At 61.9% G+C, this 19,605-nt stretch carries 21 protein-coding genes; 11 read left to right on the top strand and 10 right to left on the bottom strand.

What is annotated here, in order from left to right; translation table 11 throughout:
• Positions 1–4 precede the first annotated feature (4 nt).
• The 4 genes from ABRP30_RS25695 to trpE all read left to right on the top strand — a co-directional run bounded on the left by ABRP30_RS25695 (position 5) and on the right by trpE (position 4,027).
• Positions 5–832 carry an ABC transporter permease gene (locus tag ABRP30_RS25695; RefSeq protein WP_012316549.1) on the top strand — a complete coding sequence of 276 codons (828 nt, stop codon included), beginning with the start codon at positions 5–7 and terminating at the stop codon, positions 830–832.
• Positions 833–988: 156 nt separating this feature from the next.
• Positions 989–1,663 (top strand): ribulose-phosphate 3-epimerase, encoded by a 675-nt coding sequence (gene rpe, locus ABRP30_RS25690; RefSeq protein ID WP_136912648.1) that lies wholly within the window; start codon positions 989–991, stop codon positions 1,661–1,663.
• Positions 1,660–2,478, top strand: a complete 819-nt coding sequence (locus ABRP30_RS25685; protein ID WP_241807080.1) for a phosphoglycolate phosphatase — start codon at positions 1,660–1,662, stop codon at positions 2,476–2,478. Before rpe ends, ABRP30_RS25685 begins: the two co-directional genes overlap by 4 nt.
• A 67-nt stretch (positions 2,479–2,545) precedes the next feature.
• Entirely contained in the window at positions 2,546–4,027 is a 1,482-nt protein-coding gene (gene trpE, locus ABRP30_RS25680) for an anthranilate synthase component I (protein ID WP_267819197.1), read from the top strand.
• Positions 4,028–4,063: 36 nt separating this feature from the next.
• Here the strand turns inward: trpE and estP are convergent, their stop codons facing one another.
• Entirely contained in the window at positions 4,064–5,953 is a 1,890-nt protein-coding gene (gene estP, locus ABRP30_RS25675; RefSeq protein WP_267819195.1) for an esterase EstP, read from the bottom strand.
• Positions 5,954–6,326: 373 nt separating this feature from the next.
• Between estP and ABRP30_RS25670 the strand changes: the two genes are divergently transcribed.
• Genes ABRP30_RS25670 through ABRP30_RS25655 form a run of 4 tightly spaced genes read left to right on the top strand, consistent with a single transcriptional unit; the run spans position 6,327 to position 9,559 of the window.
• Positions 6,327–6,920: an aminodeoxychorismate/anthranilate synthase component II gene (locus ABRP30_RS25670; protein WP_267819192.1), complete on the top strand. Its 594-nt coding sequence runs from the start codon at positions 6,327–6,329 to the stop codon at positions 6,918–6,920.
• Between the two features lie 9 nt (positions 6,921–6,929).
• Positions 6,930–7,979 (top strand): anthranilate phosphoribosyltransferase, encoded by a 1,050-nt coding sequence (trpD, locus tag ABRP30_RS25665; RefSeq protein WP_267819190.1) that lies wholly within the window; start codon positions 6,930–6,932, stop codon positions 7,977–7,979.
• Entirely contained in the window at positions 7,976–8,809 is an 834-nt protein-coding gene (gene trpC, locus ABRP30_RS25660; RefSeq protein ID WP_267819188.1) for an indole-3-glycerol phosphate synthase TrpC, read from the top strand. Before trpD ends, trpC begins: the two co-directional genes overlap by 4 nt.
• Positions 8,810–8,854: 45 nt before the next feature.
• On the top strand, positions 8,855–9,559 hold the full coding sequence (locus ABRP30_RS25655) for a lipoate--protein ligase family protein (RefSeq protein WP_267819186.1): 705 nt from the start codon (positions 8,855–8,857) through the stop codon (positions 9,557–9,559).
• On the opposite strand, the gene crp is transcribed toward ABRP30_RS25655, so the two are convergent.
• Entirely contained in the window at positions 9,556–10,200 is a 645-nt protein-coding gene (gene crp / locus ABRP30_RS25650; RefSeq protein WP_241807087.1) for a cAMP-activated global transcriptional regulator CRP, read from the bottom strand. The two genes, ABRP30_RS25655 and crp, sit on opposite strands and share 4 nt — an antisense overlap.
• Before the next feature lie 192 nt (positions 10,201–10,392).
• Between crp and ABRP30_RS25645 the strand changes: the two genes are divergently transcribed.
• Positions 10,393–10,815 carry an OsmC family protein gene (locus ABRP30_RS25645; RefSeq protein WP_004376171.1) on the top strand — a complete coding sequence of 141 codons (423 nt, stop codon included), beginning with the start codon at positions 10,393–10,395 and terminating at the stop codon, positions 10,813–10,815.
• 33 nt (positions 10,816–10,848) lie between these two features.
• Here ABRP30_RS25645 and ABRP30_RS25640 read toward each other — a convergent pair whose 3' ends face one another.
• The 6 genes from ABRP30_RS25640 to hemJ form a co-directional block, all read right to left on the bottom strand.
• On the bottom strand, positions 10,849–11,889 hold the full coding sequence (locus tag ABRP30_RS25640) for a DUF2157 domain-containing protein (protein ID WP_267819183.1): 1,041 nt from the start codon (positions 11,887–11,889) through the stop codon (positions 10,849–10,851).
• Positions 11,890–11,899: 10 nt separating this feature from the next.
• Positions 11,900–12,547, bottom strand: a complete 648-nt coding sequence (coq7, locus tag ABRP30_RS25635) for a 2-polyprenyl-3-methyl-6-methoxy-1,4-benzoquinone monooxygenase (RefSeq protein ID WP_012316538.1) — start codon at positions 12,545–12,547, stop codon at positions 11,900–11,902.
• Positions 12,548–12,613: 66 nt separating this feature from the next.
• Positions 12,614–12,952: a histidine triad nucleotide-binding protein gene (locus tag ABRP30_RS25630; RefSeq protein WP_012316537.1), complete on the bottom strand. Its 339-nt coding sequence runs from the start codon at positions 12,950–12,952 to the stop codon at positions 12,614–12,616.
• A 65-nt stretch (positions 12,953–13,017) separates the two neighbouring features.
• Entirely contained in the window at positions 13,018–13,800 is a 783-nt protein-coding gene (locus ABRP30_RS25625; RefSeq protein ID WP_241807089.1) for an SDR family oxidoreductase, read from the bottom strand.
• A 70-nt stretch (positions 13,801–13,870) separates the two neighbouring features.
• Positions 13,871–14,824 carry a nitronate monooxygenase family protein gene (locus tag ABRP30_RS25620; RefSeq protein ID WP_267819179.1) on the bottom strand — a complete coding sequence of 318 codons (954 nt, stop codon included), beginning with the start codon at positions 14,822–14,824 and terminating at the stop codon, positions 13,871–13,873.
• A gap of 30 nt (positions 14,825–14,854) precedes the next feature.
• Positions 14,855–15,280 carry a protoporphyrinogen oxidase HemJ gene (hemJ, locus tag ABRP30_RS25615; RefSeq protein WP_267819177.1) on the bottom strand — a complete coding sequence of 142 codons (426 nt, stop codon included), beginning with the start codon at positions 15,278–15,280 and terminating at the stop codon, positions 14,855–14,857.
• Positions 15,281–15,422: 142 nt separating this feature from the next.
• On the opposite strand from hemJ, the gene argC reads away from it, so the two are divergent.
• The gene (argC, locus tag ABRP30_RS25610) at positions 15,423–16,457 is read left to right on the top strand and encodes an N-acetyl-gamma-glutamyl-phosphate reductase (RefSeq protein WP_196997117.1); all 1,035 of its coding nucleotides are present in this window, start codon (positions 15,423–15,425) and stop codon (positions 16,455–16,457) included.
• A 153-nt stretch (positions 16,458–16,610) separates the two neighbouring features.
• Entirely contained in the window at positions 16,611–16,961 is a 351-nt protein-coding gene (gene erpA / locus ABRP30_RS25605) for an iron-sulfur cluster insertion protein ErpA (protein WP_046787605.1), read from the top strand.
• Positions 16,962–17,021: 60 nt separating this feature from the next.
• On the opposite strand, the gene ABRP30_RS25600 is transcribed toward erpA, so the two are convergent.
• The gene (locus tag ABRP30_RS25600; RefSeq protein ID WP_267819173.1) at positions 17,022–18,113 is read right to left on the bottom strand and encodes an anhydro-N-acetylmuramic acid kinase; all 1,092 of its coding nucleotides are present in this window, start codon (positions 18,111–18,113) and stop codon (positions 17,022–17,024) included.
• Between the two features lie 3 nt (positions 18,114–18,116).
• Entirely contained in the window at positions 18,117–19,535 is a 1,419-nt protein-coding gene (locus ABRP30_RS25595) for a peptidoglycan DD-metalloendopeptidase family protein (RefSeq protein ID WP_267819171.1), read from the bottom strand.
• Between the last annotated feature and the right edge of the window lie 70 nt (positions 19,536–19,605).

Below are 19,605 nucleotides of genomic sequence, written 5' to 3'. Positions count from 1 at the left end.
AGTGATGCTTAGCCCATACATGTCGCCCGTGGAGCGGGTGTGGTTCTACAGCCTGCGTATCCTTTGCGGCCTGATATTGCTGTTTCTGGTGTTGCCGGTACTGGTGATCGTGCCGCTGTCGTTCAACAGTGGCAGCTTCCTGGTGTATCCACTGCAAGGCTTCTCTCTGCAGTGGTACCACGACTTCTTCGCTTCGGCCGAGTGGATGCGCGCCCTGCGCAACAGCGTCATCGTCGCCCCGGCGGCCACGCTGCTGGCCATGGTGTTCGGCACGCTGGCAGCGATCGGGCTTACCCGCGCCGATTTTCCGGGCAAGTCACTGGTCATGGCGCTGGTGATTTCGCCGATGGTGGTGCCGGTGGTGATCATTGGTGTAGCCAGCTACCTGTTCTTTGCCCCGCTGGGGATGGGTAACAGCTTCATTTCGCTGATCCTGGTGCACGCGGTGCTGGGTGTGCCGTTCGTCATCATCACCGTGTCGGCGACCTTGCAAGGCTTCAATTACAACCTGGTGCGTGCGGCTGCCAGCCTGGGGGCCTCACCGGTGGTTGCGTTTCGCAGGGTCACCTTGCCGCTGATCGCCCCCGGGGTCATCTCGGGAGCGCTGTTCGCCTTCGCTACCTCTTTCGATGAGGTGGTGGTGACGCTTTTCCTCGCCGGGCCAGAGCAGGCCACCCTGCCGCGGCAGATGTTCAGCGGCATTCGCGAGAACCTGAGCCCGACGATTGCAGCGGCGGCAACCTTGCTGATCGGTTTTTCGGTGGTGCTGTTGCTGACCCTGGAGTGGCTGCGCGGGCGCAGTGAAAAGCTGAGGACTCAGCAGCCCGCCTGAGCCATGTCGCCGGTACCGGCCCTTCACAGGCAAGCCCGCTAAGGGCCGGTAGCGGCGAGACGGCGACACCCGTCGCCACGCATTGATGCCAATCAGCCCCTATCCGGTTCCCTGAGTTACAATGCGCGCCACCTAGATTCTGCCAACAGGTGCGCCATGCAGCCCTACGCTATTGCCCCCTCCATTCTCTCCGCCGATTTCGCCCGCCTGGGCGAGGACGTCGACAAGGTGCTGGCCGCTGGTGCCGACATCGTCCACTTCGACGTGATGGATAACCACTACGTACCCAACCTGACCATCGGCCCGATGGTCTGCACTGCCTTGCGCAAATACGGTGTGACCGCGCCGATCGATGTGCATCTGATGGTCAGCCCGGTAGACCGCATCATCGGTGACTTCATCGAAGCAGGTGCCACCTACATCACCTTCCACCCGGAAGCCTCGCAGCACATCGACCGCTCGCTGCAGCTGATCCGTGACGGTGGCTGCAAGGCCGGCCTGGTGTTCAACCCGGCAACCAGCCTGGACGCGCTGAAATACGTGATGGACAAGGTCGACATGGTGCTGCTGATGAGCGTCAACCCAGGCTTTGGCGGGCAGAAGTTCATCCCCGGCACCTTGGACAAGCTGCGTGAAGCACGGGCGCTGATCGACGCCAGTGGCCGTGATATCCGCCTGGAAATCGACGGTGGGGTCAACGTCAACAATATCCGCGAGATCGCTGCCGCAGGCGCTGATACCTTCGTTGCCGGCTCGGCGATCTTCAACGCGCCGGATTATCAGGAAGTGATCGCCAAGATGCGCGCCGAACTGGCTCAGGCCCGGCCATGAGCGGCTTCGAGCAGCTGTTCCCCGGGACGCTGCCCAGGCTGGTGATGTTCGATCTGGACGGTACCCTGATCGATTCAGTCCCCGACCTGGCCGCAGCCGTTGACCGCATGCTGCTCGAACTTGGCCGCCCGGCCGCCGGCCTCGACGCCGTGCGGCACTGGGTAGGCAACGGCGCACCCGTGCTGGTGCGCCGCGCCCTTGCCGGCGGCCTGGACCACGCCACGGTAGACGATGAGCTGGCCGAGCGTGGCCTTGCACTGTTCATGGAGGCGTACGCCGAAAGCCATGATCTGACGGTCGTCTACCCTGGTGTGCGCGAAACCCTGCGCTGGCTGCGCAAGCAGGGTGTGGAGATGGCGCTGATCACCAACAAGCCGGAACGCTTCGTCGCACCCTTGCTCGACCAGATGAAGATCGGCCGTTATTTCCGCTGGATCATCGGCGGCGATACCCTGCCACAGAAGAAGCCCGACCCTGCTGCGTTGCTGTTCGTCATGAAAATGGCCGGCGTCGAGCCTGGCCAGGCGCTGTTTGTGGGGGACTCGCGCAGTGATGTGCTGGCGGCCAAGGCTGCCGGCGTGCAGTGCGTTGGGCTCAGCTATGGCTACAACCACGGCCGGCCGATCGATGAAGAAGCGCCCAGCCTGGTCTTGGGCGATCTGCGCCTGCTGCTGCCTGGTTGCGTAGTCACCGACACTGGGATAACGTTGGCGGACCTTCAAGCCTCACAAGACAGAGAGCCCTCCGTGGTGGTTACCGGCAAATTCTGGATGAAAGTCATCAAGGCCCTGGCCCGTTGGCGTTGGCGCGCCTGACTTCTGCCCGCCGGCCTTAGCCGGCCCGTCCGCTTGCCCGACTCTCATTGTTGCTCCGAGGCTACTCATGACCCGCGAAGAATTCCTGCGCCTGGCCGCTGCTGGCTACAACCGCATTCCCTTGGCCTGTGAAACCCTGGCCGACTTCGATACCCCGCTTTCCATCTACCTGAAGCTGGCAGACCAGGCCAACTCGTACCTGCTCGAGTCGGTGCAGGGTGGAGAGAAGTGGGGGCGGTATTCGATGATCGGCCTGCCGTCGCGCACGGTGATGCGTGTGCATGGCTATCACGTGAGCATCCTGCACGATGGCGTGCAGGTCGAAAGCCATGATGTCGAAGACCCGCTGGCATTCGTCGAAACGTTCAAGGACCGCTACAAGGTCGCTGACATTGCCGGCCTGCCGCGTTTCAACGGTGGCCTGGTCGGCTACTTCGGCTATGACTGCGTACGCTATGTGGAAAAGCGCCTGGGCGCTTGCCCCAATCCTGACCCGCTGGGCGTGCCGGACATCCTGCTGATGGTTTCGGATGCCGTGGTGGTGTTCGACAACCTGGCCGGCAAGATGCATGCGATCGTACTGGTCGACCCGTCCGAAGAGCAGGCTTTCGAGCAAGGCCAGGCGCGCCTGCAAGGCCTGCTGGCCAAGCTGCGTGAACCGATCACGCCGCGACGCGGCCTGGACCTGAGCGGCCCCATGGCGGCAGAGCCGGCGTTCCGCTCCTCTTTTACCCAGGAGGATTACGAGCGCGCTGTGGACACTGTGAAGGAGTACATCCTGGCCGGTGACTGCATGCAAGTGGTGCCGTCCCAGCGCATGTCGATCGACTTCAAGGCAGCGCCCATCGATTTGTACCGTGCGCTGCGCTGCTTCAACCCGACGCCGTACATGTACTTCTTCAACTTCGGGGACTTCCACGTGGTCGGCAGTTCGCCGGAAGTGCTGGTGCGGGTTGAAGACAACCTGGTCACCGTGCGACCGATTGCCGGTACTCGCCCACGGGGGGCCAACGAGGAGGCCGACCGAGCACTGGAAGATGACCTGCTGTCGGACGACAAGGAAATCGCCGAGCACCTGATGCTCATCGACCTTGGCCGCAACGATGTGGGCCGTGTGTCTTCCACCGGTAGCGTGCGCCTGACCGAAAAGATGGTGATCGAACGCTACTCCAACGTGATGCATATCGTGTCCAACGTCACCGGCCAGCTGGCCGAGGGCTTGACCGCCATGGATGCCCTGCGGGCGATTCTGCCGGCGGGTACATTGTCGGGTGCACCGAAGATTCGCGCGATGGAGATCATCGACGAACTGGAGCCGGTCAAACGGGGCGTCTACGGTGGTGCGGTGGGCTACTTTGCCTGGAACGGCAACATGGATACCGCCATTGCCATTCGTACGGCGGTGATCAAGGACGGCGAGCTGCATGTGCAGGCAGGTGGGGGCATCGTCGCCGACTCGGTGCCGGCGCTGGAGTGGGAAGAAACCATCAACAAGCGCCGGGCGATGTTCCGTGCAGTAGCATTGGCTGAGCAGTGTCCTGCCGAGTAACGCTCAGGCGTGGGGCCGCATAGCGGCCCCAATGGGTTAAAAGTCGACGCTGAGGCCCAGGCTTATTCCTTGCTGGGTCAACTCATCGCTCTTGCGCCAGTTGTAGTTCCCGCGCAGGTGTACCCCCGCCACCAGCTCATGGGTCAGCCCGAGGCTGGCGCGGGTCAGGTCGCTCTGCGGGGTGTACCCGGTCAGCGTGAAGTCATTGGCTGGCAGTGTGGTCAGGTGCAGGGTCACGTCCTGCTGGTCATCTTCGAACTCATGCTCCTGCGCCACCTCGGCAAAAAGCCTGGTGTTGGCCAGTACCTGCACGCTGCCGAGCAACCCAACGCCCAAACGACGTGACGTGCGTTCCTGGTCATCGAAGCCCAGGGCCGTCGAGCGTCCGCTCTTCTCGTCATAACCGTCCACCTTCACCCGTGCATAGTCGGCGCTGATGAAAGGGGCCAACTGCCATTGGCTGCTATCGGCTGCCAGGTTGTATCCCAGCCGGCCGGTCACAGCCCAGGCTTCGCCGTCGGTATCACCTTTTTCGCTTCGGTCATTCACGCCCAAGGCGAAGGTTCGCTTGAGGTCCCGGTAATCCAGGTGCCCGGCGCTCAGCGCTGCGTCCGCCCACCAGCGGTCCTGACGAAACTGGGCGAAGGCACTGGCCAGGTAGCTGTCGAGCTTGTAGTCCGAGTCTTGTTCGCCTGCCTCCAGTTTCTGGCGGTAGATACCGCCGGCAAGCCCCAAGCGCCAAGCGTCGTTGAGCCGATAGCTGCCGCCCAACGTGAGGTTGTAGCCGCGCCCGTCCCCGTTGGCAGAACTGCGCGCGCTGTCGAAGTCCAGGTCTTGCGCACCCGTGGCAACAAAGGCCTGCCATTGGCCTGCCGCTTGCCAGGGTGTCTGCCATTGATTACGCAGTTCGTCCTGATGCGCGCGCAGGCTGGCGTGGGCCATTTCCGGTAGCAGTGTCAGCTCCCAGGGTGCGGAGAGGATCGAGTAGCCGTAGTCGGCAATCAGTTGCTGGCCTGCGATGGTTGGGTGCACCGAGTCGTTGAACAGGAGCTTGGTGGGGTCAGGGGTGGTGCCGTTGATGCCGTACAGCGGGTTTTCCACACAACTGTTGCCGCTGTAGCAGGTACCGACCAGGTTCTGCCCGCTGGCCAGCCCGAACTGCGTCGGGCTGGCCAGTGCTTCGTTCAGCAGTACGGGAATGTTCAGTGGAATGATTTCGGCATCTATCTGGCCCAGTTGGCTGACCAGTGACTGGTTGAACACGCTGGAAAGTTGCGACAGCGCGCCTTGCTGCGGCGTGCCGCTGAAGTTCGGCGTTAGCCCGAGGTCGGGTAGCAGCCAGACCATGATGTAGCGGGCGCCGCCTTGTTGCAGGGCCTGGGCGCTGGCGGCCAGGCGCGACCCCGCGGCGGCCGCGTCGGCAGGGCTGCTCACCAGGCCCTGCAGGAAGTCGTTGCCGCCCCCGGTCAGGTAGTAGAGGGCGTTGGGGTCGGCGCGCAAGCCATTGGCCAGGTAACCGGCCTTCTCGCGTAGGACCAGGCCGGCAAAGTCTTGACCAGGCGGAATGATTGTCTGGGAAGTGTCGGTGACCGAATCCAGGATCTGCTGCGTGGTGTAGCCACCAACGGCCCAGTTGTTGCCGTCGGGGCGTATCCCGAGTGATGTGGACGGGTTCAACTCATCGGCATTCACACCCAGGCGGGCGCCGAGGATCATGGGCGAGACAGGTGCAAAGTTGCCATTCGCATCACGGTTGGTAAAGCGCATGCCGGCAGTGCCGCCGGTCAGGTCAGGGAATTGCCCGGCGTCGCTGAGGCTGTCCCCGAAGACGATCATTGTCGAGTAAGGCGAGGGCGCAGCGAAAGCTTGGCTGCAGGCGAGCGCCAAGGTAGCCAGGGTAAAACGTAGCAAGGGTGTTTTTCGCATGTGTGAACATCCTTTTCATTGTTTTTATGAGTACAGCCCGATCGACCATAGCAAATCGCGGGGCATGCCTTCCAAGTCCATTCGTTTCCCGTATTTACGGGCATATTGCGCCCGCCGCCCCGGTAGGCTACTGTGCCTGCAAGTATGAGCGAGACCTATCCCGTGTTGATCGTCAGCAAACTCTTGATGCGCGTTATCAAGGCCCACGCCCGTTGGCGTTGGCGCGCCTGACTTTATCTCTTGCCGGCCTGCCCGGCCCGCCCCCGTTTGCCTTCCTGTCCGTGTCCGAGCGCCCTTAGTGGCAACGCCGTGTCTGTTTATGGTGTAGGAAGGTTCGACTTTTAAAGTCAGTAGATTCTAGAGGTTTAGCCTGATGTTACTGATGATCGACAATTACGACTCATTCACTTACAACGTCGTGCAGTACCTTGGCGAGTTGGGTGCCGAGGTCAACGTCTTCCGCAACGACGAAATCACCGTTGCCGAGATCGAAGCCCTCAACCCTGAACGGATCGTGGTCTCCCCCGGCCCTTGCACGCCGAGCGAAGCCGGTGTGTCCATCGAGGCCATCCTGCATTTCGCCGGCAAGCTGCCGATCCTTGGGGTTTGCCTGGGCCACCAATCGATCGGCCAGGCGTTTGGCGGCGATGTCGTGCGTGCCCGCCAGGTGATGCACGGCAAGACCAGCCCGGTGTATCACCGCGACCTGGGCGTGTTCGCCGGCCTCAACAACCCGCTCACCGTGACCCGCTACCATTCCCTGGTGGTCAAGCGCGAGACCCTGCCAGAGTGCCTGGAGGTGACAGCCTGGACCGCACATGACGACGGTTCGGTCGACGAGATCATGGGCCTGCGCCACAAGACACTGAATATAGAAGGGGTGCAGTTCCACCCCGAGTCCATCCTGACCGAGCAGGGCCACGAGCTGTTCGCCAACTTCCTCAAGCAGACCGGCGGCCGCCGCTAAGGACCGAGCATGGATATCAAGAGCGCGTTGAGCCGTATTGTCGGCCACCTGGACCTCTCTACCGAAGAAATGCGCGATGTGATGCGCCAGATCATGACCGGCCAGTGCAGCGAGGCGCAGATCGGTGCCTTCCTGATGGGCATGCGCATGAAGAGCGAAAGCATCGACGAGATCGTTGGCGCGGTTTCGGTCATGCGTGAGCTGGCTGACAAGGTCGAGCTTAAAAGCCTTGATGGCGTGGTCGATATCGTCGGCACGGGCGGTGATGGCGCCAACATCTTCAACGTTTCCACCGCTTCCGCGTTCGTCCTGGCGGCGGCGGGTTGCACTGTGGCCAAACATGGTAACCGCGCGGTTTCCGGCAAGAGCGGCAGTGCGGACCTGCTGGAAGCTGCGGGCATCTACCTGAACCTCACGCCTACCCAAGTGGGGCGTTGCATTGACAGCCTCGGCATTGGCTTCATGTTCGCGCAGAGCCATCACACAGCCATGAAACATGCCGCAGGCCCGCGCCGCGACCTGGGCCTGCGTACCCTGTTCAACATGCTCGGCCCGCTTACGAATCCGGCTGGGGTGAAACACCAGGTGGTCGGCGTGTTCAGCCAGGCCTTGTGCCGCCCGCTGGCTGAAGTGCTGCAACGCCTGGGCAGCAAGCATGTGCTGGTCGTGCATTCCAAGGATGGCCTGGACGAGTTCAGCCTGGCCGCGCCTACCTTTGTCGCCGAACTGAAGAACGACCAGATCAGCGAGTACTGGGTCGAGCCTGAAGACCTTGGCATGAAGAGCCAGAGCCTGCATGGCCTGGCAGTCGAGAATCCACAGGCATCGCTGGAGTTGATCCGTGATGCACTGGGCCGGCGCAAGACCGAGAACGGCCAGAAGGCTGCCGAGATGATAGTGCTCAACGCGGGCGCTGCGTTGTACGCCGCTGACCACGCCATGAGCCTGAAGGCGGGTGTGGATCTGGCGCACGATGTGCTGCACACAGGGCTAGCGTGGGAAAAGCTGCAGGAGCTGGGTGCCTTTACAGCGGTATTCAAGGTGGAGAACGAAGCATGAGTGTCCCGACGGTGCTGGAAAGGATCATTGCCCGCAAGTTCCAGGAAGTGGCAGAGCGCAGCGCGCGCGTCAGCCTCGCCGAAATGGAGCGCCTGGCCAAGGAGGCGGATGCCCCGCGCGGGTTTGCCAATGCCCTGATCGAGCAGGCCAAGCGCAAGCAGCCAGCGGTGATCGCCGAAATCAAGAAGGCCTCGCCGAGCAAGGGTGTGATCCGCGAGAACTTCGTCCCGTCGGAAATTGCCGTCAGCTACGAAAAGGGCGGGGCGACTTGCCTGTCGGTGCTGACCGACGTGGACTACTTCCAAGGGGCCGATGAGTACCTGCAGCAGGCTCGCGCCGCCGTTTCGCTGCCGGTGATCCGCAAGGATTTCATGGTCGACCCTTATCAGATCATCGAAGCACGCGCCTTGGGTGCAGACTGCGTACTGTTGATCGTGTCGGCGCTCGATGACGTCAGGATGGCCGAGCTGGCTACTACCGCCAAGGACGTCGGCCTCGATGTGCTGGTCGAAGTACACGACGGTGATGAGTTGGAGCGCGCGTTGAACACCCTTGATACCCCGCTGGTGGGTGTCAACAACCGCAATCTGCATACCTTTGACGTCAGCCTGGAAACCACTCTCGACCTGCTGCCACGCATCCCCCGCGATCGCCTGGCCATCACCGAGAGTGGCATCCTCAACCGTGCTGATGTCGAGCTCATGGAAATCAATGACGTTTATTCGTTCCTGGTGGGCGAGGCGTTCATGCGGGCCGAGCAGCCGGGGCTGGAATTGCAGCGGTTGTTCTTCCCTGAACAAGTGAAGAAGACTGTTCAGCATCTGGACTAAGCAACGTTGAAGCCGGCAATCGCCGGCTTTATCTAAGGTGGATCAATGACCGATCAACCCCTGGCCCTTACCGTCGAGCAGGGCCTGCGCGCCGAGCAAGATCTTTTGGCTGCAGTCTGTCGTGGCGAAGCCGAGAGTGGTGTGCTGTTCTGGCGCCCGACGGATCATGCGCTGGTCATGCCTCGGCGCATGAGCCGCCTGGACAACTTCGAGGCAGCCTGCTCGGAATTGGCGATCGCGGGCTGGCCAGTGCTGCTGCGTGAAACCGGCGGTGAACCGGTGCCTCAGTCGCATTCGACGGTGAATGTGGCGCTGGTGTACGTAGCTCCCCGCAGCGAAGGCGACCATGGCCGTATCGAGAACGCCTATGAACGGCTCTGCCTGCCGTTGTGCGACGTGCTGCGCGAGTGGGGTGGTGTGGCTTCGGTAGGCGAGATCGACGGGGCCTTCTGCGATGGCCGCTACAACGTCAACCTCAATGGCCGCAAGCTGGTGGGTACTGCCCAACGTTGGCGCCAGGGGCTGGGTGGAAAACGGCCCGTGGTGCTGGTGCATGGTGCGTTGTTGCTGGATAACGAGCGCGAGTCCATGGTCGCGGCGGTCAATCTGTTCAATGAATGTTGCGAGCTCGAGCAGCGCTGCCGGGTCGACAGCCATATAGCCCTGCACGAAGTGGCGCCCGCTGTGCCGTGGTACGAGCGCCTTTCGCAGGCGTACAGGGAAGTACTTGCAGCGTTACCCAAGGATTAACGCGTACCGTAAACCACCATGGTCTTGCCCTTGACCTGGACCAGGCTGCGTTCCTCGAGGTCCTTGAGCACGCGGCCGACCATTTCCCGTGAGCAGCCGACGATACGGCCAATTTCCTGGCGGGTGATCTTGATTTGCATGCCGTCCGGGTGGGTCATGGCATCTGGCTGTTTGCACAGATCCAGCAGGCAGCGGGCGACCCGGCCGGTAACATCGAAGAAGGCCAGGTCGCCGACCTTGCGTGTGGTGTTACGCAGGCGCTGGGCCATCTGGCTGCCGAGGGAGTAGAGAATCTCCGGGTCCTGGCGGGCCAGGTCGCGAAACTTGTCGTAACTGATCTCGGCTACTTCGCACTCTGTCTTGGCGCGCACCCAGGCGCTGCGCTGCTGATCGCTGCCGGCGGGTTCGAACAAACCCAGTTCGCCGAAGAAATCGCCACTGTTGAGGTAGGCGATGATCATCTCGTGGCCTTCGTCATCCTCAATGAGGATAGTGACTGAGCCTTTGATGATGAACGACAGCGTTTCGGCTCGGTCACCAGCACAGATGATATTGCTCTTGGCGGTGTAGCGGCGGCGCTGGCAGTGCATCAGCAGCTTGTCGATGTTCTTGATCTTGGCGGGTAGGGCTGAGGCAACCATCACGAAATCCTGTTCGATACGACCCATGGGCTCTGGTGGGGAGTTGGCTGACATGACGCGTCAGTCAATTGGCGCCAGCTTATCAGACACTGCAAGATGTTTCGGCACAAATGGCGAACCTGTGGAGCTTTTCCGACAGCCACACAAGGCTTAAGCTGACACCCTTTTTGCTAGATCCAGGAGTACGGACAGATGAAGGCACGCATCCAATGGGCCGGTGAAGCGATGTTCCTTGGCGAATCGGGGAGCGGCCATGTGGTGGTGATGGACGGCCCGCCCGAGGCAGGGGGCCGCAACCTGGGCGTGCGCCCGATGGAAATGCTCCTGCTCGGCCTGGGTGGCTGCAGCAGCTTCGATGTAGTGAGCATCCTGAAGAAATCGCGCCAAGCGGTGGAAAGCTGCGAAGCCTTCCTTGAAGCCGAGCGCGCCAGCGAAGATCCGAAGGTGTTTACCAAGATACACATGAACTTCGTGGTCAAAGGGCGTGGGCTGAAAGAGGCTCAGGTCAAGCGTGCGGTGGAGCTGTCGGCGGAGAAATATTGCTCGGCGTCGATCATGCTGGAGCGGGCGGGTGTGGAAATCACCCACGGTTACGAGATCGTTGAGCTGGGGTAAGACTTCAGGGCCGCAAGGCAGCCCCGACGGCCATCAATTGCGCAACGCTGGGAGAGCCACCACCAGCCAACGGGGCACGCAACGCCTCAATGACTGGCTGAGGTGCTCCCGGCGCTTTTGGTAACCCAGCCCCAGGGCGATGACCCCGAGCCCGATCAAGGTCAGCACCACAGGGAACAGCAGCGAATCGGCAAACACCTCGTACGACAGATAACCCAGGTAAGCAACCACCCCCAGGGCCCCGAAGACCATGAACACTGGCCGGCGCAGCAGCACCGCCATGGCCATCAGCCCCAGGTTGATCAAGCAGTACAATGCCTTACCCAGCTCGCTGTCGCTTTCGACCAGCGTTAGCCCACCCCAGAACGCTGCCAGCCCGGCCAGGTAACCCCAGTGGGCGTAATCCTCACGCGTGCGCCCGTCGACCACCAGAAACACCAGCAGCAGCCCAAGCCCGAACCACAGCGAAACCGTGCGCCGCTGTTCCCAGCTGAACGGTGAGCCGAACACCCACTCGCTAAGGTCCATCGACATGAACCACAAGGCAACGGCAATCGGCATGACGATAAACGGGTAGGGGATCAGGCGCAGCATCAGCAAACCGGCGACTACCGTGGCCGCCTCCATCATCAGCCAGCCGCCCTGCACATAGGTGTAGTACTGGTGATAGTCCGTTTGCCGATCATCCAATGGCCACCAGCCGGCCAGGCGTTCGATGGCAAAGACTGCCAAGGGCACGATGCTTACCGCGACCGCCGCCAACACGCCAGAGGCGATAGGTTGCTGACGTTTTTGCAGGTTGAGGGCGAACAGGGTGAGAAGGCCGATGTAAAGGATGCCGATGGCCAGCAGCGCCCAATCACCGATTCGCATCCAGGCTTCGGTCAGCAGCCAGCCCATCGCCCCCATGATCAGTAGGGCGCCGAAGTAGAAGGCGACGTGCGCCAGCTGGAAGCTGCCACGAACTACCGGCTGCTGGTGCAGGAAGTCCAGCAGAGCCTTGTCCTGGCCCGGCTGGAGAATGCCTGCTTGTACGGCGCGCGCCAGGTCCTTGGCGTCGATACGGTCCGTCATTGGCGTGCCCTTAGATGCGGTAAGTGCTCTTGGTCATGACCTTGGCCAGCATGCTCATGCCGAAGCGTACCGGCGCGGGGAAGCGATAGCCACCTGCTTCAAGGGCCGAATCGGCGTGCTGCTCTTCGTCGACGCGCATCTGCTCGAGAATGGCACGGGACTTTTCGTCCTCATGGGGGATCTGCTCCAGGTGTTCGTCGAGGTGTTTGCACACCTGATGCTCGGTGGCGGCGACGAAGCCCAGGCTGACCTTGTCGCTGACCATGCCGGCGAGCGCGCCGATGCCGAACGACATGCCGTAGAACAACGGATTGAGCACGCTGGGGTGGCTGCCCAGCTGACGGATGCGCTGTTCGCACCAGGCCAGGTGGTCGATTTCTTCCTCTGCCGCATGCTCCATCGCCTTGCGCACCTGAGGCAATTTGGCGGTCAGGGCCTGGCCTTGGTACAGCGCCTGGGCGCAGACCTCTCCGGTATGGTTGATGCGCATGAGCCCGGCAATGTGGCGAGTCTGGCTTTCGTCGAGTTCGACGTCCGGCTGGACAATGGCCGGGGACGGCCGGGAGGGTTGGCCGCTGAAGGGCAGCAAGGTGCGCATGGCGGTATCGGCCTGCAGCAACAAGCGGTCGAGCGGCGAGTAGTGACGTTCGGTAGCCATCGGGCACCTCCGCTGAAGTGATGCCCGACAGTTTACCTCAATCGCCCGGGGTGGGCTTGCCTTGGGTCAGCCCGGTGGCCAGTGCATCTGGCGCTGGCCGAGCACATGCATGTGGATGTGGTAGACGGTCTGGCCACCTTGCTCGTTGCAGTTCATGACCACGCGGAAGCCATCCTCGCAACCCAGTTCCTTGGCCAGGCGCTGGGCGGTGAACAGGATGTGGCCGGCCAGGCCCTTGTCCTCTTCGGTCAGATCATTGAGCGTACGGATGTGTTTTTTCGGGATGACCAGAAAATGCACCGGCGCCTGGGGCGCGATGTCGTGGAAGGCCAGAACCTGGTCGTCCTCGTAGATGATCTTCGCCGGGATTTCCCGGTTGATGATCTTGATGAATAAATCGTCCACAGCACTTGCTCCATGGTGAGGGTCCTGGCCGAGTGTACTTAGCCAGGCGCCGCTCGCCCAGTGGGCTATTCCATTCCGACCGGGCAGTAACGGCGGTGGATGAAGCCCGCAAGCTTGCGCGACAACCAGCGGGGCAACAGGCGTGGGGCGAATGCCAGCCAGCGGTTGCGGCGAACCGGCATGATCAGCGCCCGGTTCTTCGCCAGTGCGCGCACGGTGTACAGCGCTACTTCTTCGGGGCTGAGGCAGCGGCTGCTGCCTTCTAGCCTGGGAATAGGCCGGCGCGAAGAGCGCACAGGCCCGGGGCAAAGGACCGAAACCTTGATGCCTGTGGGCTTGAGCTCTTCGCGCAGGGCTTCGGTGAAATGCATCACATAGGCCTTGCTGGCGGCATAGGTAGCCATCCAGGGGCCCGGCGCTATGGCGGCCAGGCCGGCGACGTTGAGGATCTGCCCACCACCCTGTACTGCCATGAGGTTGCCGATGGCGTGGCACAGGCGGCTCATGGCGAGAATGTTCACCTCCAGCAGGTCTTGCTCGTCTGCCCATTCGTGGGCGAGAAACGGGCCATAGGTACGCTGGCCGGCGCAGTTGACCAACAGGTCGATGCGCCGCTCGCCCTCTTCCAGTTCGAGTACGAAACCGGACAGGCGCAGTGGCTGGCTGAGGTCGCAGGCGCGTAGCAGTACTTCGACGCCGAAGCGCTGGGTCAGCTCTATGGCAACCGGTTCAAGGGTTTCGCGGTTGCGTGCCACCAGGATCAGATTGCGCCCGCGCCGCGCCAGCGCTTCCGCCAGGGCCAAGCCCAGGCCGCTGGAAGCACCAGTGATCATGGCGTAACGGGTCATGCAAGGCTCCTGAGGGCTAGAGAGGGCGCCTAGTGTACAGCGTGGCCGGGCCAGGTGTTGCCTTTTGCTGCTAGGCCTTGGCGCGTAACGCCTGGCTGCGCTCCAGGGCTGCTTTGTATTCACCGTGCAGGCGTTCGATCAGTGCTGCGGCGTCGGGCAGGTCATGGATATCTCCGACGCCTTGCCCGGCAGACCATACTGTCTTCCAGGCCTTGGCTTCATCATCGATTGGCTTGAGTTTGCCCTGCTCCTGGCCGGCCTTCAGTGCGGCCATGTCGTACCCGGCCTGTTCAAGGCTCTGACGCAAAAAGCTGGCTGGTATGCCGGACACCGCTGGGGTATGGACGATGTCCGCTGCATGCGCGCCGAGCAGCATCTGTTTATAGGCCTCTTGGGCTTGGCTCTCCCGGGTGGCGATGAAGCGAGTACCCATGTAGGCCAGGTCCGCGCCAAGCAACTGGGCGGCAAGTATTTCATGGCCGTGGTTGATGCAGCCGGCCAATAGCAGTGTCTTGTCGAAAAACTGGCGAATTTCGGCCACAAGGGCGAACGGGCTCCAGGTGCCCGCATGCCCGCCTGCACCTGCCGCCACCGCGATCAGGCCATCGACGCCGGCCTGTGCAGCTTTTTCAGCGTGACGCCGGGTGGTCACATCATGGAACACCAGGCCGCCATAGCCGTGCACGGCATCCACGACTTCCTTCACCGCGCCAAGACTGGTGATGACTATAGGCACCTGATGCTCGACACACAGGGCAAGGTCAGCCTGCAGACGCGGGTTGGATGGGTGGACGATCAGATTCACCGCATAAGGGGCTGGCGTTTGCAGCTGCCCAAGGCCCGCTTCGATCTCCTCGAGCCAGCCTTTGAAGCCGGCACTGTCGCGCTGGTTCAAGGCCGGAAAGCTGCCGACCACGCCATTGCCGCAGCAGGCCAGGACCAGCTGGGGATTGGAGATCAGGAACATCGGCGCCGCCACCACGGGCAAGCGCAGGCGTTGTTCGAGCGAAGCAGGCAAGGGCATGGGCGAGGCTCCTGAACAGTGCGTTCAACGTCAGAACGGTTTGACCACCACAAGGATCACGATGCCCAGCAGGAACAGCACGGGTACTTCGTTGAACCAGCGGTAGTAACCGTGGCTGCGGGTGTTGGCGCCGTTGGCAAAGCGTTTGCGCTGGGCGCCGCACATGTGATGGTAGCCGGTGAGCAGAATTACCAGGGTCAATTTGGCGTGCAGCCAGCCTTGGCTCAGCCAGCCCGGGGTGAGATAGAGCATCCAGGCGCCGAACACGTAGGTGGCAATCATCGCCGGGTTCATTATGCCGCGGTACAGCTTGCGCTCCATGGTAACGAAGCGGTCCCGGCTGATGCTGTCCTGGCTTTGGGCGTGGTAGACGAACAGCCGGGGCAGATAGAACAGGCCGGCGAACCAGCAGACCACGCTGACGATGTGCAGCGCTTTTATCCATAGGTAAAGCATGGAGAGAGTTCCTTCAGGTATTCACGGTCGTCAGATAGTAGAGGCCAAGCGCCCGAAGGGTCACCCGAAGAGTTGTTACAGGCGCCTTGCGCCCCTATCATCGTGCGCTTTCCAGACGGCTCGTTGATAAGGGGCAAGCGTTATGATCAAGGTCGGTATCGTCGGCGGCACGGGTTACACCGGCGTCGAACTGTTGCGTCTGCTGGCACAGCATCCACAGGCCGAAGTGGCGGTCATCACTTCGCGTTCCGAGGCGGGCGTAGCGGTCGCCGACATGTATCCGAACCTGCGCGGCCACTATGACGGCCTGGCTTTCAGTGTGCCGGACAGCAAGGCCCTGTCAGCCTGCGACGTGGTCTTCTTCGCCACCCCGCACGGTGTCGCGCACGCCCTGGCCGGCGAGTTGCTGGCTGCCGGAACCAAGGTCATTGACCTGTCCGCCGACTTCCGCCTGCAGGACGCTGCCGAGTGGGCGAAATGGTACGGTCAGCCGCACGGCGCGCCGGAGTTGCTCAAGGATGCGGTTTACGGCCTGCCTGAAGTCAACCGTGAGAAAATTCGCCAGGCGCGCCTGATCGCCGTGCCCGGCTGCTACCCGACCGCTACCCAGTTGGGCTTCCTGCCACTGCTCGAAGCGGGCCTGGCCGACCCGTCGCGCCTGATCGCCGATTGCAAGTCGGGTGTCAGTGGCGCCGGCCGTGGTGCCGCCGTGGGGTCGCTGTTCTGTGAGGCTGGCGAGAGCATGAAGGCCTACGCGGTCAAGGGCCACCGTCACCTGCCGGAAATCAGCCAAGGCCTGCGCCTGGCTGCGGGCACGGATATCGGTCTTACCTTCGTGCCGCATCTGACCCCGATGATCCGCGGCATTCACTCGACCTTGTACGCGACGGTTGCCGATAAGTCGGTCGACCTGCAGGCACTGTTCGAGAAGCGCTACGCAGACGAGCCGTTCGTCGACGTGATGCCAGCGGGCAGCCACCCTGAAACCCGTAGCGTTCGCGGTGCCAACGTATGCCGTATTGCCGTTCATCGCCCGCAAGGTGGTGACCTTGTGGTCGTGCTGTCGGTTATCGACAACCTGGTCAAGGGCGCGTCAGGCCAGGCGGTGCAGAACCTGAACATCCTGTTTGGCCTGGACGAGCGCATGGGCCTGTCCCATGCCGGCCTGCTGCCCTGACACCGCCGGCAATGTACAAGCTGCAAGTGAGCGTACTGCGTTCAGCTTGTAGCTTGTCACTTGCGGCTTACGAATTGTTGACCGATTTTCTCGGAGAAGCGGATAATGCGCGTCATCGAGTTTTATGGCGGCTACTGCGCCGGGAGAATCAACATGAGCGTCGAAACCTTCACCCCCACGGCTTTGGAATTCACTCACGGCGCCGCGCAAAAGGTGAAGACTCTGGTTTGCGAGGAAGGCAATGATCGTCTGAAACTGCGGGTTTTCGTGACCGGTGGCGGCTGCTCGGGTTTCCAGTATGGCTTCACCTTCGATGAAGATGTGGCCGAAGATGACACCATCGTCGAGCGCGAAGGTGTATCCCTGGTGGTAGATCCCATGAGCTTCCAGTATCTGGCGGGCGCGGAGGTGGATTACCAGGAAGGTCTTGAGGGTTCGCGCTTCGTGATCAAGAACCCGAATGCCGCTACCACCTGTGGCTGTGGATCTTCCTTCTCGATCTGAAGCCCGGTAGTACAAAAAACGCCGCGCATTCGCGCGGCGTTTTCGTTGGCGGTTGCAAGGTCAGGCTGGGTAGATCGCGCCCAGCACCCGGAGCCCCTTCGCTGCCGTAACGCTGGGCCGGTTGGCAGCGATGCCTTCCAGGCAGCAATGAGCCAGCCAGGCAAATGCCATACCCTCGACCCAGTCTGGGTCCACGCCATATGCCTGGGTGCTGGTGACCCGGGTATCGGGTAGCTGCGCGTCAAGGCGAGCCATCAATGCACCGTTGCGTGCACCGCCTCCACATACAAGCAGTGCTTCTGTGCCTTGCTGTGCATTACGCAAGGACTCCGTGATGGTTCGCGCCGTCAGTTCAAGCAATGTGGCCTGGACATCCTCGTCGCGATACTGCGGCATACGAGCGAGATGGCCATCCAGCCAGGCCAGGTTGAACACTTCGCGGCCTGTACTCTTCGGGCCGCTGCCGACGAAGAATGGATCACTCAGCAACGCGTTCAGCAAATCGGTCTGGGCCACGCCACTGGCCGCCCAGGCGCCGTCGGCGTCATAAGCCTGGCCGCGTTTACGCTCGATCCAGGCATCCAGCAGGACATTGCCGGGGCCACAGTCGAAGCCGTGGACCGGCTTGTCGTGCTCGATCAGGCTGAGGTTGCTGAAGCCGCCCACGTTGAGCACTGCCAGCCGCTGGCCAAGATGGGCGAACAGGGTTTCATGAAACGCAGGCACCAGAGGCGCGCCTTGGCCGCCAGCCGCCACATCGCGCCGGCGGAAATCGGCTACCACTGCGATCCCGGTGAGCTCGGCGAGCAATGCCGGGTTGCCGATCTGCACGGTAAACCCCCGGGCAGGCTCGTGGCGAATGGTCTGGCCATGGCTGCCGATGGCGCGGATGGCGGCAGGCTGCAGCTCCTGCTTTTTCAGCAACTGCTGTATGCCTTCTGCGGCCAGGCTGGCCCAGTGGTTTTCCGCCAATGCTGCACGTGCGATTTCGTCAGGGCCGCTGGCGCAAAGGGCAAGCAGTTGCTGACGCAGCTCGGCGGGCATCGGCAGGTAATGGGTGGCGAGCAGCTCCAGCCGCTCGCCTTGTTCGATCAGGGCAATGTCCAGGCCGTCGAGGCTGGTGCCAGACATTACTCCCAGGTAGAGCGCCATGGATCAGCGCTTGTTCGCTGCGAGCATGGTGGCCTTTTCCTGATCCATGCGCGCGATCAGTGGCTTGCTTTGCTGCAGGAACCGCTGGCGTTCGGCCTTGGCGATCGGGTCGGCCATCGGTACCTTCTGGCTCAGTGGGTCGACGTGGACGCCATTGACCTGGAACTCATAGTGCAGGTGCGGGCCCGTGGACAGGCCGGTGGTGCCGATATAACCGATGATCTGCCCCTGCTTCACGCTGCTGCCGGTCTTGATGCCTTTGGCAAAGCCCTGCATGTGCCCGTACAGGGTCTTGTACCTGTTGCCGTGGGCGATGATGACTGTGTTGCCGTACCCACCGCGGCGGCCGGCCAGCTCGATGCGGCCGTCACCGGCTGCTTTGATCGGTGTGCCGCGTGGCGCGGCATAGTCGACACCCTTGTGTGCACGGATCTTGTTCAGGATCGGGTGCTTGCGGCCTGCGGAAAACCGCGAGCTGATACGCGCAAAGTCCACGGGGGTGCGGATGAACGCCTTGCGCAGGCTGTTGCCGTCGGCAGTGTAGTAGCTGGTGTTGCCCTGCTTGTTGGTGTAGCGCACCGCCGTGTAGGTCTTGCCACGGTTGGTGAAGCGGGCGGACAGGATGTTGCCTGTACCAACCACCTTGCCATCCATGACCTTCTGCTCATAGACCACGTCGAATTCGTCACCCTGGCGGATGTCCTGGGCGAAGTCGATGTCGTAGCCCAGTACCTTGGCCATGTCCATGGTCAGGCTGTGGGACAACCCGGCACGCTGGGCCGAGGCCGACAACGAACTTTTGATCACGCCGTGGGCGTACGCGGTACGTACCAATGGCTTGCTGATTTCGCGGTCGAAGGTATAACCCTTGGCGGTCTTCGTCAGGCGGATGGTTTCGAGGGTGCTGACCTTGCTTTGCAGGCTGGCCAGTTGGCCGTCCTTGTCGAGCTCGAACTGCAATACCTGGCCATGCTTGAGTTGGCTGAACTGCTTGGCCTGCTTGCTGCTGGCCAACAGATCGTGCACAGCATTGGCTGGCAGGCCGACTTTTTCGAACAGCGTGGACAGTGTATCGCCACGTGCCACGGTGACTTCACGATGCCCAGGCGTTGTGGCTTCTGGTTTTTGCTCCAGGGCCGGAAGCTCTTGCGTAGCTTGCTCGGTTTTGCCATCGGCACCTTCGATTTGCGCGAACGGTGAACCTTGATCGGCTTGGGTCTGCACCAGTGGCGCGGCGGCAGACTCATCCTTGAGTTGCTCCGCCGGGCTTTCCAGCTCGAGGCTGAGGGTGGTCTTTTTGGCTTCGACTTCGCTGGACGGAAATACCAGCAGAGCCAGGCTGAGCAGGGCGGCGATGCCGCTGGCGGCCAGCAGGTGCGTTTTCGGATAAAGCGGGGGCGCTTTAGGCGTTTCGTCGGTCATAGGTAAGGTGACTTTTTGAAGAAAAGTGAATATGGAAAAGATGAATGACATGATGAAGATGAAATAACTG

It is taken from the genome of Pseudomonas sp. WHRI 8519, assembly GCF_040224055.2.
GTDB classification, from domain to species: domain Bacteria; phylum Pseudomonadota; class Gammaproteobacteria; order Pseudomonadales; family Pseudomonadaceae; genus Aquipseudomonas; species Aquipseudomonas putida_X.
Note: the sequence above shows the minus strand (reverse complement) of the source record. Positions and strands in the feature narration are given on the sequence as shown.

Bases quoted from the DNA above. Each gene is read 5' to 3' on its own strand.
- trpE (WP_267819197.1), top strand. From the start codon at position 2,546: ATGACCCGCGAAGAATTCCTGCGCCTGGCCGCTGCTGGCTACAACCGC.
- argC (WP_196997117.1), top strand. From the start codon at position 15,423: ATGATCAAGGTCGGTATCGTCGGCGGCACGGGTTACACCGGCGTCGAA.
- ABRP30_RS25645 (WP_004376171.1), top strand. From the start codon at position 10,393: ATGAAGGCACGCATCCAATGGGCCGGTGAAGCGATGTTCCTTGGCGAA.
- ABRP30_RS25595 (WP_267819171.1), bottom strand. From the start codon at position 19,535: ATGACCGACGAAACGCCTAAAGCGCCCCCGCTTTATCCGAAAACGCAC.
- crp (WP_241807087.1), bottom strand. From the start codon at position 10,200: ATGGTTGCCTCAGCCCTACCCGCCAAGATCAAGAACATCGACAAGCTG.
- trpD (WP_267819190.1), top strand. From the start codon at position 6,930: ATGGATATCAAGAGCGCGTTGAGCCGTATTGTCGGCCACCTGGACCTC.
- rpe (WP_136912648.1), top strand. From the start codon at position 989: ATGCAGCCCTACGCTATTGCCCCCTCCATTCTCTCCGCCGATTTCGCC.
- hemJ (WP_267819177.1), bottom strand. From the start codon at position 15,280: ATGCTTTACCTATGGATAAAAGCGCTGCACATCGTCAGCGTGGTCTGC.
- trpC (WP_267819188.1), top strand. From the start codon at position 7,976: ATGAGTGTCCCGACGGTGCTGGAAAGGATCATTGCCCGCAAGTTCCAG.
- ABRP30_RS25600 (WP_267819173.1), bottom strand. From the start codon at position 18,113: ATGGCGCTCTACCTGGGAGTAATGTCTGGCACCAGCCTCGACGGCCTG.
- ABRP30_RS25620 (WP_267819179.1), bottom strand. From the start codon at position 14,824: ATGCCCTTGCCTGCTTCGCTCGAACAACGCCTGCGCTTGCCCGTGGTG.
- estP (WP_267819195.1), bottom strand. From the start codon at position 5,953: ATGCGAAAAACACCCTTGCTACGTTTTACCCTGGCTACCTTGGCGCTC.
- ABRP30_RS25695 (WP_012316549.1), top strand. From the start codon at position 5: ATGCTTAGCCCATACATGTCGCCCGTGGAGCGGGTGTGGTTCTACAGC.
- erpA (WP_046787605.1), top strand. From the start codon at position 16,611: ATGAGCGTCGAAACCTTCACCCCCACGGCTTTGGAATTCACTCACGGC.
- ABRP30_RS25625 (WP_241807089.1), bottom strand. From the start codon at position 13,800: ATGACCCGTTACGCCATGATCACTGGTGCTTCCAGCGGCCTGGGCTTG.
- ABRP30_RS25655 (WP_267819186.1), top strand. From the start codon at position 8,855: ATGACCGATCAACCCCTGGCCCTTACCGTCGAGCAGGGCCTGCGCGCC.
- coq7 (WP_012316538.1), bottom strand. From the start codon at position 12,547: ATGGCTACCGAACGTCACTACTCGCCGCTCGACCGCTTGTTGCTGCAG.
- ABRP30_RS25685 (WP_241807080.1), top strand. From the start codon at position 1,660: ATGAGCGGCTTCGAGCAGCTGTTCCCCGGGACGCTGCCCAGGCTGGTG.
- ABRP30_RS25670 (WP_267819192.1), top strand. From the start codon at position 6,327: ATGTTACTGATGATCGACAATTACGACTCATTCACTTACAACGTCGTG.
- ABRP30_RS25640 (WP_267819183.1), bottom strand. From the start codon at position 11,889: ATGACGGACCGTATCGACGCCAAGGACCTGGCGCGCGCCGTACAAGCA.